Origin of the sequence: Kribbella aluminosa, assembly GCF_017876295.1 — a bacterium.
GTDB classification, from domain to species: Bacteria; Actinomycetota; Actinomycetes; order Propionibacteriales; family Kribbellaceae; genus Kribbella; species Kribbella aluminosa.
In genome coordinates, this window is sequence record NZ_JAGINT010000002.1 from 4,174,724 (window position 1) to 4,188,650 (window position 13,927).

General features: G+C 68.6%; 10 protein-coding genes. 5 read left to right on the top strand and 5 right to left on the bottom strand.

The window, feature by feature from the left end:
* The first annotated feature begins 12 nt into the window (after nt 1–12).
* The gene (polA, locus tag JOF29_RS40945) at nt 13–2,724 is read left to right on the top strand and encodes a DNA polymerase I (protein ID WP_209700272.1); all 2,712 of its coding nucleotides are present in this window, start codon (nt 13–15) and stop codon (nt 2,722–2,724) included.
* Nucleotides 2,725–2,942: 218 nt separating this feature from the next.
* On the opposite strand, the gene JOF29_RS40950 is transcribed toward polA, so the two are convergent.
* Complete coding sequence (locus tag JOF29_RS40950; RefSeq protein WP_209699661.1) at nt 2,943–3,746, bottom strand: nucleotidyltransferase domain-containing protein; 804 nt, start codon at nt 3,744–3,746, stop codon at nt 2,943–2,945.
* Nucleotides 3,727–4,221, bottom strand: a complete 495-nt coding sequence (locus JOF29_RS40955) for an NUDIX hydrolase (RefSeq protein ID WP_209699662.1) — start codon at nt 4,219–4,221, stop codon at nt 3,727–3,729. The genes JOF29_RS40950 and JOF29_RS40955 overlap by 20 nt, the downstream gene beginning before the upstream one ends.
* 245 nt (nt 4,222–4,466) lie before the next feature.
* Here JOF29_RS40955 and JOF29_RS40960 point away from each other — a divergent pair, with 245 nt between their 5' ends.
* From JOF29_RS40960 to JOF29_RS40970, 3 genes are read left to right on the top strand one after another with little or no spacing between them, the layout of a single operon-like run.
* Complete coding sequence (locus JOF29_RS40960; protein ID WP_209699663.1) at nt 4,467–6,218, top strand: extracellular solute-binding protein; 1,752 nt, start codon at nt 4,467–4,469, stop codon at nt 6,216–6,218.
* Nucleotides 6,215–7,117 carry a carbohydrate ABC transporter permease gene (locus JOF29_RS40965; RefSeq protein WP_209699664.1) on the top strand — a complete coding sequence of 301 codons (903 nt, stop codon included), beginning with the start codon at nt 6,215–6,217 and terminating at the stop codon, nt 7,115–7,117. The genes JOF29_RS40960 and JOF29_RS40965 overlap by 4 nt, the downstream gene beginning before the upstream one ends.
* Before the next feature lie 4 nt (nt 7,118–7,121).
* Nucleotides 7,122–8,093: an ABC transporter permease gene (locus tag JOF29_RS40970; RefSeq protein WP_209699665.1), complete on the top strand. Its 972-nt coding sequence runs from the start codon at nt 7,122–7,124 to the stop codon at nt 8,091–8,093.
* Nucleotide 8,094: 1 nt separating this feature from the next.
* On the opposite strand, the gene JOF29_RS40975 is transcribed toward JOF29_RS40970, so the two are convergent.
* Nucleotides 8,095–9,351 (bottom strand): MATE family efflux transporter, encoded by a 1,257-nt coding sequence (locus JOF29_RS40975; RefSeq protein WP_209699666.1) that lies wholly within the window; start codon nt 9,349–9,351, stop codon nt 8,095–8,097.
* Nucleotides 9,352–9,466: 115 nt separating this feature from the next.
* Here JOF29_RS40975 and JOF29_RS40980 point away from each other — a divergent pair, with 115 nt between their 5' ends.
* Nucleotides 9,467–12,148, top strand: a complete 2,682-nt coding sequence (locus tag JOF29_RS40980; protein WP_209699667.1) for an alpha-(1->3)-arabinofuranosyltransferase domain-containing protein — start codon at nt 9,467–9,469, stop codon at nt 12,146–12,148.
* On the opposite strand, the gene JOF29_RS40985 is transcribed toward JOF29_RS40980, so the two are convergent.
* Nucleotides 12,055–13,098: an acyltransferase family protein gene (locus JOF29_RS40985; protein WP_209699668.1), complete on the bottom strand. Its 1,044-nt coding sequence runs from the start codon at nt 13,096–13,098 to the stop codon at nt 12,055–12,057. The two genes, JOF29_RS40980 and JOF29_RS40985, sit on opposite strands and share 94 nt — an antisense overlap.
* Complete coding sequence (locus tag JOF29_RS40990) at nt 13,095–13,886, bottom strand: class I SAM-dependent methyltransferase (RefSeq protein ID WP_307863961.1); 792 nt, start codon at nt 13,884–13,886, stop codon at nt 13,095–13,097. The genes JOF29_RS40985 and JOF29_RS40990 overlap by 4 nt, the downstream gene beginning before the upstream one ends.
* Nucleotides 13,887–13,927: the final 41 nt, after the last annotated feature.

Consider the following 13,927-nt stretch of genomic DNA (forward strand, 5'->3'; position numbering starts at 1 on the left):
GATACGACGACGATGACTGCGCAACCCACCGGCACGGACCCCGCGGCGACCGGCCGACCGCGGATCCTGCTGCTGGACGGGCACTCGCTGGCGTACCGGGCGTTCTACGCGCTCCCGGTGGAGAACTTCTCCACCACCACCGGGCAGCACACCAACGCGGTGTACGGGTTCACCTCGATGCTGATCAACATGCTCCGCGACGAGCAGCCCACGCACATCTGCGTCGCGTTCGACGTGTCCCGCAAGACCTTCCGCTCCGAGCAGTACACGGAGTACAAGGCCGGCCGGTCGAAGTCGCCGGACGAGTTCAAGGGGCAGATCTCGCTGGTCAAGGAGGTGCTGGAGGCGCTCCGGATCCCGACCACGGAGATCGACGGCTGGGAGGCCGACGACATCATCGCGACGCTCGCCACGCAGGCCGACGAGCAGGGTTTCGAGGTGCTGATCAGCAGCGGCGACCGGGACTCGTTCCAGCTGATCAACGAGAACGTCACCGTGCTGTACCCGAAGCGCGGCGTGTCCGAGATCGCCCGGATGGACCCCGCCGCGATCGAGGAGAAGTACGGCGTCGGCCCCCGGATGTACCCGGACCTCGCTGCGCTGGTGGGGGAGCAGAGCGACAACCTGCCCGGCGTCCCGGGCGTCGGCCCGAAGACCGCGGCCAAGTGGCTGAACCAGTTCGGTTCGCTGAACGACGTGGTCGACCGGGTGAACGAGATCAAGGGCAAGGCCGGCGAGTCGCTGCGCGAGCACCTCGCCGACGTGATCCGGAACCGGCAGCTCAACGAGCTGGTCCGCGACCTGACCTTGGACGTCTCGGTCGACGACCTGGCCCGCACGCCGTGGGACCGGGACAAGGTGCACACGCTGTTCGACAGCCTGGAGTTCCGGGTGCTGCGCGAGCGGCTGGTCGCCGAGCACGAAGAGGTCGACGCGACCGTCGACCACGGCTTCGAGCTGGACGGCGCGCAGCTGAAGCCGGGCGAGCTGGCGGCCTGGCTGAAGGAGCACGTCAGCGGCGGCGAGCGGGTCGGCGTCGCGGTGCAGGGCAGCTGGGGCGGCGGCACCGGGCAGATCACCGGGCTGGCCCTGGCGAACGCGTCCGGCGCGGCCTGCTGGTTCGATCCGGAGGTCCTGACGCCGGACGACGAGGAGGCGTGGAAGGCCTGGCTCGGAGACCCGGCCATGCCGAAGGCGCTGCACGACGTGAACGGTCCGCTGCTCGGGTTCCTCGAGCGCGGCTGGACGCTCGGCGGGCTGAGCTCGGACACCCAGCTGAGTGCGTACCTCGTTCGCCCGGATCAGCGGGCGTACGACCTCGCCGACCTCACCGTGCGGTACCTGAAGCGCGAGCTGCGCAACGAGGAGGCCGACAACGGGCAGCTGAGCTTCGACGACGTCGAGGGCGGCCCGGCCGCGGACCACACGATGCTGCGCGCCCGCGCGATCGCGGACCTCGCCGACACCCTGGACGCCGAGCTCGAGAAGCAGGCCGGTACGGCGCTGCTCGCGGACGTCGAGCTGCCGCTGATCCAGGTGATCGCGGCGATGGAGCGGGACGGGATCGCGGTCGACCGGCCGTACCTCGAGCAGCTCGAGGAGCGGTTCGCGACCGGCGTCCGGGAGGCGGCCACGTCGGCGTACGAGGTGATCGGCAAGGAGATCAACCTCGGGTCGCCGAAGCAGCTGCAGGTGGTGCTGTTCGACGAGCTGCAGATGCCGAAGACCAAGCGCACCAAGACCGGGTACACCACGGACGCGGACTCGCTGCAGGCGCTGTTCGAGAAGACCGAGCACCCGTTCCTGGCGTACCTGCTGGCGCACCGGGACGCGACCCGGCTGCGGCAGACGGTCGAGGGCCTGCTGAAGACGATCAGCCCGCGCGACGGCCGGATCCACACCACGTTCAACCAGACGATCGCGGCGACCGGGCGGCTCAGCTCGACCGAGCCGAACCTGCAGAACATCCCGATCCGGACCGAGGAGGGCCGGCGGATCCGGCAGGCGTTCGTGGTCGGCGACGGCAACGAGTCGCTGATGTCGGCGGACTACAGCCAGATCGAGATGCGGATCATGGCGCACGTGTCGCAGGACCAGGGCCTGATCGACGCGTTCAACTCCGGGATGGACTTCCATTCGGTGACCGCGTCCCGGGTGTTCTCGGTCGAGCCGTCCGAGGTCACGCAGGAGCAGCGCGCGAAGATCAAGGCGATGAACTACGGGCTCGCGTACGGGCTGTCGGCGTACGGGCTGAGTCAGCAGCTGAAGATCGGCGTCGACGAGGCCAAGGGCCTGATGGACGAGTACTTCGAGGGCTTCGGCGGCGTCCGGGACTACCTGCGGTCGATCGTGATCGACGCCGGCAAGACCGGGTACACCGAGACGATCCTGGGCCGCCGGCGGTACCTGCCGGACCTGACCAGCGACAACCGGCAGCGCCGCGAGATGGCGGAGCGGATGGCGCTGAACGCACCGATCCAGGGCTCGGCCGCGGACGTCATCAAGATGGCGATGCTGAAGGTCGACGCGTCGCTGCGGGAGTCCGGCCTGAAGTCCCGGATGCTCCTCCAGGTCCACGACGAGCTCGTCTTCGAGATCGCCCCCGGCGAACGCGAGGCCCTGGAGCAGCTGGTCCGCCACGACATGGGCCACGCCGTCGACATGGCCGTCCCGCTCGACGTCTCGGTAGGCGTCGGCCGCACCTGGCACGAGGCCGCCCACTAGCGCCAATGCCGTTCAGTCTCCGGGGGAGTGCTCCCCGGTCGCGGTTCGGCTGGTTCGGGCCCGGGGACGGGGTCTGCGGCCCGCTCGGGGCTGTCGTCAACTCCTGGGTTGGGGTGCGCGGCGTACGTGATGGCCGGCAGGGAAACAAATGTGCAGATCGTGCCAGTTTCTATCCCCGCCGATTGACAACCGCCTGCTCCCTTCGCTGAACGGCATTGTCACGAGCCCGAGCGGAGAATCGCGTATTCGTCGGGCGACCATCCGTCGAACACGGCGCGCAGAGCCTCGCGATCGTCGGCGTCGCCGAACTCTGAGCTGATCTGCCGGACCCGCTCCAGGGCGTACCGCATCGCGGTCGGCTCACCGGCTCCCAGACGCGGCAGCAGGGACAGCACTTTGTCGGAGGGCCATGCGGTGAGCGGGTGCTGCTGCAGTGCCCAACGCAGGTACTTGTTGTACGGACGCACCAGTCCTTCCAGCGCGAAGACGACATCGAGGAACAGCGGGATCGACTCGGAACCGTCCAAGCCGGCTTCGAAGGCATTCCCGTCGCGATCTGACTTCAGAGCGCGGTACACCAGATTGATCCAGCCATCGAGACGATCGTGCGCAACGAGAATCGACATGGTCTCGGCGTGGGCCAGTCCGGTTTGGCGCTCGACCGCCGCGGAGATCCGGCCGCCGGTGCGATCCAGGACGGTCGGCGCCCACGCATACGACCACCGGTAGCCGTACTGCGGGTGACCGAAGTCAGCGACGGTCTCGAGGTGGTCCAGACTCAGCGGGATCAGCTCGAGTCCGGCCGTATGCAGCCGGGGCGCTCGCGGACCGTCGGCCACCTGCGGCGTCAGGATGACCAGCAGGTCGAGGTCTGATCTGTCCGTGTCCAGCCCGCGCCCGGCCGATCCGGACAGGATCAACCCCAGGAAGTCGTCGTCGTACTCCGAGGCCATCCGTGCGGTCGCGCCGGCGATGAGTCGCCGCCTTCCGGAGGATAGCGACTCAGGAAGATCGAGGTCCATGCTCGATTCCCTCCACGATCGGCGCCGGGTCGGGGGAGAGGGCGCGCTGGATGGAGAGGCGCTCTCGGTCCGTCAGTTCGGGGAGGTTGTCGAGTGGCCACCAGCGGACGTCGGTGGACTCGTCGTCGTTGACGCGAGCCTCGCCGCCGAGCGGGCGGCAGCTGAAGCAGAGGTCGAGGAACTGGACCCGGTCACCGTTCGGGTAGGCGGCCGGGGGCGTGGCCTCGATGCTGAGCAGCCGGTCGACCTGGGCCTCGACCGCGGTCTCCTCTTGGATCTCGCGGACGACGGCGACCGCGGGCTGCTCGCCGGGCTCCAGGATGCCGCCGATCAGACTCCATCGTCCGTTGTCGGCGCGCTCGACCAGCAGCACCTCGCCCGCGCCGTTGAGCACCACCGCGCTCAGCCCGGTCAGCCAGAGCAGGTCGTGCCCGATCTTCTCGCGGAGGTCGAGGATGAACTTCGGAGTCGGCATGCCCCGACCCTATCGACCCCCCACGGGAGGGGTTTCTTGACGCAAGAAAGTTGATCCGGGAACGCCAGACAGTAAACGCTTGCACGCAAGATACCGACGGTGATCACCCGATCCCGGTCAGTGCTCGGCGACCTCTTCCGTCAACTCACGTTCTATGTCATTCTCCCGGGCAAGATCCGAGATCCTATTGGATATTGCTATCGGATATTTCGTCTCTGTTCCGACCCAGCCGCCTTGGAGGAACCATGTCGAACGATCACGCACGCCCGGGAGTCAGCCGTCGGTCATTGCTCTCCGGCGCGCTCGGGCTCACCGCGGCCACAGCCGCCGGCGGTCTGCTCAGCGCCTGCAGCGGCGGTGGCAACCCCGGCAGCGCGGCCGCGGGTGCCGGTGACGTGGTCCCGAGCGTCACGCTCGGTCCGAAGCTGGCCACGGTGCAGTACCCGGAGGGGTACGTCGGCCCGGTCGCCCGCGAGCTGAAGCCGCTGACCAGCGAGAAGGTGACGTTCAAGATCGTCGTACCGCAGGACGTGACGGTCGGGGACTGGAAGACCAACGCCTTCACCAAGTGGCTGGAGCAGAAGACGAACGTCCACATCGAGTGGAACCAGGTCGGCGGTACGCCCGACGACCTGATGACCAAGGTGAACGCGATGATCGCGGCCGGCGACATCCCGGACGCGTTCATGGGCGTCGGCTTCACCCGCTCGCAGCTGTTCCTGTACGGCCAGCAGGGCCTGTTCACCGACGTCGGCCAGCACATCGGCGCGTACGCGCTGAACCTGCAGCAGGCGATGAAGGACTACCCGGACACCCGCAAGCTCGTACAGGCGCCGGACAAGAAGATCTACTCGTTCCCGAGCATCAACGACTGCTACCACTGCCGGGCCAGCAACGGCCGGACGTTCCTGAACACCGACTGGCTGCAGCAGGTCGGCCTGGGCGTCCCGAAGACCACCGACGAGTTCCGCGAGGTACTGCGCGCGTTCAAGAAGGCCGACCCCGGCGGCCACGGCAAGACGATCCCGTTCGCCGGCTACAAGGACGCGGCGCTCGACTCGTACTTCATGAACGCCTTCCTCTACAACCCGGGCGAGCCCTGGCTGGTCGTGCACGACGGCAAGGTCGACGTCACGTTCGACAAGGACGAGTGGCGCGAGGGCCTCAAGTACCTGCACGGCCTGTACGGCGAGGGCCTGATCAACAAGGACGTGTTCACCGCCGACCAGGACCAGATGGACCGCTACGGGAACTCCCCGGGCAAGCCGATCATCGGCGGCGCCCGGTCGTACTACTGGGGCGGCTTCGTCGACATCGACCAGAAGGACCCGAACGCCCGCTGGCGCAAGTACCAGGCGATCCCGCCGCTCGAAGGCCCGAACAAGGTCCGGTACGCCGCCTGGAACTACCTCGGCGTGGGCGTCGACGTGGCGAAGCTGGTAATCACGAAGAAGTGCGCGAAGCCGGAGCTGCTGGTGATGTGGGCGGACGCGCAGATGGAGCTCGAGGCGATCCTGCGCGGGTACGGCGGGCCGGAGTTCGCGTGGGCGAAGAAAGGTGAGCTGGGGATCAACGGCAAGCAGGCGATCTACGGCTTCGACGCCACCTGGAACACCGCGAAGAACCTGAGCTGGAGCCAGGACAACGCGATGTACCGGTCCCAGGACTTCCGGCTCGGTGAGCGGGTGAACCCGAAGGACCTGACGTTCGAGAAGCCGCTCTACCAGCAGACCGTCGACAGCTACTTCCCGTACAAGCAGCCGCAGGAGATGCAGTTCCCGCCGGTCACGCTCGACCAGGACCAGGCGGCGCAGGAGTCGGAGCTGAAGACCAACCTGAAGAACGAGGTCTCCCAGTCGATGTCGCGGTTCGTCACCGGCCAGCTCGACCCGAACGACGACGGCGCGTGGAACGACTACAAGGACCGGGTCGCGAAGATCGGCGTGAAGCCTTACCTCGACCTGCAGCAGGCCGCGTACGAGACGTACAACTCATGAGCACCGCAGGCGCGCCGGTCCAGGACACTCGCTCGGACAAGATCGTCTCGGCCTGCATCTACACCGCGCTCGGGCTGTTCTGCCTCGCCGTCCTCTACCCGCTGGTGTACGTCGTCAGCGCGTCGGTCAGCAACACCAAGAAGGTCGCCGCGGGTGAGGTGTGGCTGTGGCCCGTCGGCTTCACGCTGGACGCGTACAAGGCGGTCTTCGACTACAAGTCGATCGTCAGCGGCTTCGGCAACTCCGTGTACTACGCGGTCGTCGGAGCGGTGGTGGCGACGGTGCTCACGCTGCTCGCGGCGTACCCGCTGTCCAGGAAGGGCCTGCCGGGCAAGGGCCTGATCATGGCGGCGTTCGTGTTCACGATGATGTTCAGCGGCGGACTGATCCCGACGTACCTGGTGGTCGACAAGCTCGGGCTGCTGAACACCCGCTGGGCGATCATCCTGCCGGCCGCGCTCGCGGTCTGGAACGTGATCATCACCCGGACGTACTTGATGGTGACGATCCCCGAGGAGCTGGTGGAGGCCGGAAAGGTCGACGGCTGCAGCGACTTCGGGTTCTTCTGGCGGATCGTGCTGCCGCTGAGCAAGCCGATCATCGCGGTGAACCTGCTGTTCTACGCGGTCGGGCAGTGGAACTCGTTCTTCAACGCGCTGATCTACCTGACCAACGAGCACCTGTTCCCGCTGCAGGTGATCCTCCGGCAGATCCTGATCCAGTCGAAAATCGACCCGTCGCAGATGCCGGACACCAGCAAGCTGATCCAGCTGAAGGAACTGCAGCAGCAGCTGAAGTACTCGCTGATCGTGATCGGGATGATCCCGCCGCTGCTCGTCTACCCGTTCGTCCAGAAGCACTTCGTCAAGGGAGCCATGATCGGCTCGCTGAAGGGATGACCGCATGACTGTGCTGAACGCCGCCCGTACGGCGACCCACAGGCGGGACCGGACGGCGAAGTCGTCCGTCGGCCTCGGACTGCGGATCCGCCGGAACTGGCAGTTGTACGCGATGCTCGCCGTGCCGCTGGTCTGGCTGGCGGTCTTCGCCTACTGGCCGATGTACGGCGTGATCATCGCGTTCAAGGACTACAACGTGGTGTCGGGGATCTGGGGCAGCCCGTGGGTCGGCCTCAAGCACTTCGAGCGCTTCGTGGAGTCGTACCAGTTCTGGCGGCTGATCCGGAACACGGTGTTCCTGCACGTGTACGAGCTGCTCGCGACGTTCCCGTTGCCGATCGTCCTCGCGCTCTGCCTGAACACCGTCCGGAAGAAGTGGTTCAGCCGGTCGGCGCAGCTGATCACGTACGCGCCGCACTTCATCTCGACGGTGGTCGTCGTCGGGCTGCTGGTCGTCCTGACCAACCCGAACACCGGCGTGGCGAACCAGCTGCTCGGGCTCTTCGGGCTGGGGCCGGTCGACTTCATGGGCGATTCCGGAGTGTTCCGGCACCTGTACGTCTGGTCCGGCGCGTGGCAGACGATGGGGTTCTCGGCGATCATCTACCTGGCCGCGCTGACCAGCGTTCCGCCGGAGCTGCACGAGGCGGCGATCGTGGACGGGGCATCCCGGATCCGGCGGATGTGGCACATCGACCTGCCGGCGATCGTGCCGGTCGCGGTGATCCTGCTGATCCTGAACATCGGCTCGATCCTGTCGGTCGGGTTCGAGAAGGTGCTGCTGATGCAGAACAACCTGAACCTGGACGTGGCCGAGGTGATCGACACGTACGTGTACAAGATCGGTCTGGCCTCGGCCGTGCCGCAGTTCAGTTATGCGACGGCGATCGGGCTGTTCAGATCGGTGATCGGGCTGGTGCTGCTGGTGGTGGCGAACACCTTCGCCCGGCGGTTCGCGCGGAGCAGTCTTTGGTGAGCTAGCTCGATTGGCGGTGCAGGCCGGTTGCCAGGCCGGCCGAGAGCAGGAGCGCGCAGGTGCTGGTCATACCGGCCAGCACCTGCACGCCGTTCAGGCCGGTGGCGGCGCCGGTGCCGAGCACGATCCCGGCGGCGACCGCGAGCACGATCAGGCCGAGCCAGATGACCAGCGCGGCGCGCTTCTCCTGCTGGGCGATCGCGGCGTACACGACGAGTTGCAGTACGGCGTACGCCGAGCCGGCGACCGCGAACAGCCAGGTGTACGGGCCGAGCGGGGCGTACTTCTCCTTGCCGCCGATCACCTCGACCACGATCCCGGGCAGGATCAGCGTCCCGGCGACCGCACAGACGCCGAGGCCCGCGACCGCGAAGATCGCCCGCCGGAGCCGGACCGTGTCGCCGGGGGAGTTCGCCAGCGACGGGAACACCAGCACGATCACGAACTGCGGGAGGAACAGGCAGGCCTTCGCGATGATCAGCCCGGCGGCGTAGTACCCGCTGTCCTTCTCGTCGAGCAGCGCCCGGGCGAACAGTACGTCGGCGTTCGCGAGTGCGAAGAACGCGAGCAGCGTGTGCGTGCCGTGCACCGTCTCCCGCAGGACCGCCTTGACGTCCTTGCCGGTCGCGCCGGTCGAGCCGCGGAGGAAGAACTGGCCGAGCAGCGCAGGCACCGCGGCGCCGACGGCGAGGCCGGCCATGGCCCAGTCGAGCGACGGGTGGATCAGCAGCGCGCCGCCGCCGAGGACCAGCCGGCCGACGCCTGTTGAGGTGTAGATGGCGGCCAGCTCGGTCCAGCGGTGGCTGCCCTGGAGGACGCCGAGCTGGGAGCCCATCAGCGTGAGGCCGCCGAGCGTCGGGGCGAGCAGCAGGATCGAGATGACCGAGTCGATGTGCAGCAGCCACATGAACACCGGCGTCAGCACCAGGCACAGCACCGTCAGCCCGAGCGCGGACCGGCGGCCGGCCTTCAGCATCGCGTCGGCGAGCGTCGCGGCGCCGTCGCCGGTGTGGATGGCGAGCTGACGCGCGCCGGTGGCCTGCAGGCCGAGCGACGCGACGTTGCCGATCAGCAGCAGGCCGAGCAACGCGGTGATCGCGCCGAACTGTTCCGGCATCAGCCGCCGGGACCCGATCAGTGTGAAGCCGTACGCCGCCACGTTCATGATCGCCATGGCGACGGCGACGACCGTGGCACTGCGCAGGAAGCTCTTGCGGGGAGCCTGCGGTTGTGGCGCCGGGGTGGTGCCAGAAGTCATGCGTGCTGCCTCGGCTCGATCGGTAGTGAAAACGGTACGGATGTGAGATTTGCCGGACCTCACGGTACGGCAACGATGCCACTGCGGAGCCGCCGGATCCGTTAATGTCCCGCCGGTGAGGAGGCTGACGGCAGGGAGCTCGGAGCAGGTGGTCTGGCGAGCGCGGCTCGTTCTGGGCTGTCTGGCGCTGATCGCCCTCTGCTTCCAGCACGCTCCCGGCCTGGTCGTCCCGGACCGCAAGCTCGAACTGACCGCCGGACCGGGCGGCTTCCTCGCACGGGCGCTGCACCTGTGGGACCCGCACACCGCCTTCGGCCAGTTGCAGAGCGACGCCTACGGCTACCTGATCCCGATGGGACCGTTCCACTGGTTGCTGAACGCGCTCTCCGCGCCGGACTGGATCATCCAGCGCCTCTGGTGGTCGTTAGTCCTGTGTGTCGCCTTCCTCGGTATCTGGAAGCTCTGCAACGTCCTGCAGTACGGCGTGCCCTGGACACGCTTCGCCGTCGGGCTGCTGTACGCGCTGGTGCCACGGGGGTTCGGCGAACTCCCGATCGAGGTATGGCCGATGGCCATGGCCCCGTGGGTCCTGCTGCCGCTGGTCTCACCACGTGCCCGCTCCGGCTGGTGGCGGGCCAGTTGGTCGGCCGTCGCGTTCGCGCTGATCGGTGGGGCCAGCCCGGCCGGGAGCGCGGCCGTGCTCGTGCTGCCGGCGGTGTGGTTGGTACTGCGAGCACGGGTGAAGCTCACGCTCGTCTGGCTCGCTTTCGTGGTTGCCGCGTCGATCTGGTGGCTCATACCGCTGCTGATGCTCATCCGGTACGGCGCTGCGCCGACAGGACCGCGCTGGATGCCGGTTGCGGGTGCTGTCGTCGGCCTGCCGCTCGCACTCGCTGCAGCGCAGTACCTGCCGCGGCTGACCACCCTGTCCGTGTCACGCGGCCTCAACCGCCGCGTCGTACCTGTCCTGGTCACCAGCTTCGCAGCGGCTGCCGCTCTGCCGGTGCTCCTGATGCAGCCTGCTGGCGCCTTCGCCGCGATCCCGAAGCACTGGGAGCAGGCAGCGGACTGGCTCGACGGCCGGTCCGCACCGGGCAGTGTGCTCGTACTCTCGACCTCGACCGAGCCGCTGGCCGCCCTGGTGAAGCGGCCGATGGCTGCGCTCACCGACGACCTGTGGAGTCGCGTGGACTCCGGCGTCGGCGACCAGACCCTGCGGCAGGAGCTGACCCGGGACGGCATCCGCTACGTTGTCGTGCGCAACGATCTGCCGGACGGTACTCCGGCGCTTGCGATCCACGAGAGCCTGGCCGACGCAGGCATCGGGAGAGTCGCGTACTTCGGTCCCGCCGGGGAGACCCGGTTGCCGTACCCGAGCGTCGAGATCTACGACGTTGGCGCCACCACCCCCGGCCGGCTCGTTCCGCAGTCGAGGCTGGTCGCGGTCGGTGGCAGCGCGGACGACGTACCGGCGGTGGTGACCGCGCTCGGCGGCGAAGGGGCCGCCGTACTGCGGGACGACGCGCGCGGCAAGGTCGACGGGCTGCCGCTGGTCGAGACCGACGGCCAGCAGGTCGACCAGGAGCTGAGTGCGGTCGTACTGCGGAACAAGCAGATCGGGCGCTCCGGATGTCTGCACCTGGGCACGCGGGCGCTGTGCAGCCCGGACCAGGCGCAGAACTCCGCCGAGCCGAACGGGCTGTCCCGGGCCATCCGCATCCCGGAGGCCGCGTCGTACCAGTTGCGGGGGACCGCGCTGGCGAAGGACGGCGAGACACTCGAGCAGCTGCTCACCGTGCCGGGCGCGATCACGGCGACGGCCTCGTCGCGGGCGATCGCCGCGCCGGAGGGCCGGCCCGGTGCGGCGGTCGACCGCTCCACCGGTACGGGCTGGCTGGCCGCCTCGGACGACCCGACGCCGAGCCTGACGCTGACGTTGCCGTCCGCGAGGGACCTGCACGGGCTGCGGTTCCAGGCGGACGCCTACCTGAACGGGTCACGGCCCGCTGCGGTGACGCTGCACTTCGACAACAGCGCGCCGGTGAGCGCCGCGGTCGACGACGGCGGGTACGTCCGGTTCGCGACCCGGCGTACGCGGACCGTCAAGATCGACTTCACCGCGACCAAGCCGCTGCAGGACGCCCGGACCAGTCCGGTCGGCGTCTCCGAGGTCGAGGTACTCGGCGCCGACGAGCTGCGCAAGGCGGTCGATCCGCGGCGGCAGGTCCCGGCGTACTGCGGTAACGGGCCGGCGGTCCGCGTGGACGGTGTACCGATGCGGACACAGGTCGCGGCCACGATGCAGCAGCTGCTCCTGCGGCAGCCGGTGTCGTTCAGCCTGTGCGGCCCGCTGTCGGCGGTCCCGCTGCGTTCCGGGCAGCACCAGGTGGAGGTGCAGTCGAACGGCGGGCTGGTGCCGATCGAGACCACGCTGGCGAAGGCCGGGCTCGGTGACGTGACTGCTCCGCCGATACTGGGCGTGGACGTGTGGCGTCCGAACCCAACGGAGCTCACCGTCGAGGTCCCGGGTGCGGCCGAGCGGTCCGTGCTGGTGGTGGCGCAGAACTACAACGAGGGCTGGGAGGCGTACGACGGCAGCGGCCAGAAGCTGACGCCGATCCGCATCGGCGGCTGGCAACAGGGCTGGCTGCTACCGGCCGGGCAGGAACAGGTCGTCACGGCACGGTTCATGCCGGACAGGACCTACCGTGCGGCGCTGCTGCTCGGACTGGTCGCGCTGCTCTCCGTCTTGGCCGTCGGCCTCTTCTTTCCGAGGGGACGTTCGAGCAGGCGGTAGCTGATAGCTGCGAGAGTTCCGGCGGCCAGCAACGTCAGCGGGAGCTGTACGGCGAACGGGCCGTCCAGCAGTCCTAGTACGACGAACTGGTACACGACAACGCCGTACGCGAGGGGCGCGGCCACCTGCGCCGGTCGACCGCCCAGTACGCGCACCGTGCTCGCTGTTGGTGTCAGAACCGGGAAGAGCGCGCAAGCGACGGCCAGTGTGTACAGCAGGCTCTTGACCAGCGCCTGTGCCGGTGTGGGCGTCGAGTGGTCGTACGGGCCGGCGATTGGGGTGGCTGCGATCAGCAGGAGTGCTATGGCGATACCCCAGAGCGTGCCGGGGATCCTGGTCAGTGTGTCGAGCGTGGACGGGCCTAGCCGCCCGGTGGCGCGGGCGACCTGCCATAGCGCCATACCCATGCCGACGGCGTACCAGCCGAGGTACCCGGGCAGCCAAAGGCCTGCGGCCGGGTTGTCGGTGGCTGTCACTACGGCCATCCACACCGGTCCAAGTACGGTCAGGGCGACCAGGACGAGGAGTCGCCAGCGCACGCTGCGCCGGGTGGGGCGCTCGTACCCGGTCAGCAGCCGGCCGAGGCCAGGAAGTAGCAGGTAGAACGGGAGCGGTGTCAGCGCGGCCCAGCGGAGGTATGTCGTAGCGGGGTGGGGGACGAAGGCTATGGACAGCAGTACTGCGACCAGGAGCGTCGGGAGGATACGCAGGGCACGGCTGCGGAGGTACGGCAGTGTCAGCGGTGGCAGGGTGCCCGAGAACCACGCCAGCACGTGCGGCCGGTACAAGAGGAAGCCGGACAGCGCGCAGAAAATCGCCCAGCCGACGTCCAGCCGCGACACGACGCCGGCGAACGGTGCGTGCGTGTGCAGCCCGACCTGCGAGATCACCACCGCGACAGCGGCGATCACCCGCAGCCCGTCGACTGCCGGGAAACGGGTGCCCTTCATGGTTTGTGTGCCGTCCAGATCGCGGTGCCGGGGACAAGCGGGCCGCGGATCGGGCCCCAGCCGCCCCAGGTCAGCTCGTGACCGGCCGGCCATTCCGGTTCGAGCAGGTCGTCGACGACGAAGCCGGCGCCGGTGAGCTCGCGGATCCAGTCGCCGGTGGTGCGGTGATGCTCGGCGTACACCGGCGTACCGGCGTCGTCGACCTCGACGTACGGCCTGCGGTCGAAGTACGAGTGGATGATGCGGAGTCCGGCCTCCGACGGGTCGTCGGGCATCGTCCAGCGGAACGGGTGCGTCACCGAGAACACCAGCAGCCCGCCCGGCTTCAGCACCCGGGCGATCTCGCGGAACGCCGTACCGACGTCGGCCACGAACGGGAGCGCGCCGAACGCCGAGCAGACGAGGTCGAACGCGACGTCGCGGTAGGGGAGCGCGACGGCGTCCGCGGCGACCGTCCGGACCGCCGTGCCGGTGCGCTCGTCGAGCGTCCTGGCGATCCGCAACTGCTCGACCGAGATGTCGAACGCCACCACGTCGGCGCCCTGCGTGACCAGCCAGCGCGCGCACTGCGCGGCACCGCAGCCGACCTCCAGGACCCGCCGGCCGCGCACCGGCCCGAGCAACCGCGCGTCCGCCTCGTCGACCCCCTCCGGCGACCAGACGAACCGGTCCTCCCCGAGGAACTCACCGTGCTCCGCCAGGTACTCGTCGGCGACCTCGTCCCAGTAGGTACGACTGGCCCGCGAGGCCTCCGCCTCGGACAGCTCGACCCGCACCGGCCTGTTCACGCCGCACACTCTAGTGTCGGGAGCATGACCTAGTGTCGGGA

Excerpts from the sequence above, each read along its gene's own strand:
- polA (WP_209700272.1), top strand. The coding sequence starts at position 13 with ATGACTGCGCAACCCACCGGCACGGACCCCGCGGCGACCGGCCGACCG.
- JOF29_RS40950 (WP_209699661.1), bottom strand. The coding sequence starts at position 3,746 with ATGGACCTCGATCTTCCTGAGTCGCTATCCTCCGGAAGGCGGCGACTC.
- JOF29_RS40955 (WP_209699662.1), bottom strand. The coding sequence starts at position 4,221 with ATGCCGACTCCGAAGTTCATCCTCGACCTCCGCGAGAAGATCGGGCAC.
- JOF29_RS40960 (WP_209699663.1), top strand. The coding sequence starts at position 4,467 with ATGTCGAACGATCACGCACGCCCGGGAGTCAGCCGTCGGTCATTGCTC.
- JOF29_RS40965 (WP_209699664.1), top strand. The coding sequence starts at position 6,215 with ATGAGCACCGCAGGCGCGCCGGTCCAGGACACTCGCTCGGACAAGATC.
- JOF29_RS40970 (WP_209699665.1), top strand. The coding sequence starts at position 7,122 with ATGACTGTGCTGAACGCCGCCCGTACGGCGACCCACAGGCGGGACCGG.
- JOF29_RS40975 (WP_209699666.1), bottom strand. The coding sequence starts at position 9,351 with ATGACTTCTGGCACCACCCCGGCGCCACAACCGCAGGCTCCCCGCAAG.
- JOF29_RS40985 (WP_209699668.1), bottom strand. The coding sequence starts at position 13,098 with ATGAAGGGCACCCGTTTCCCGGCAGTCGACGGGCTGCGGGTGATCGCC.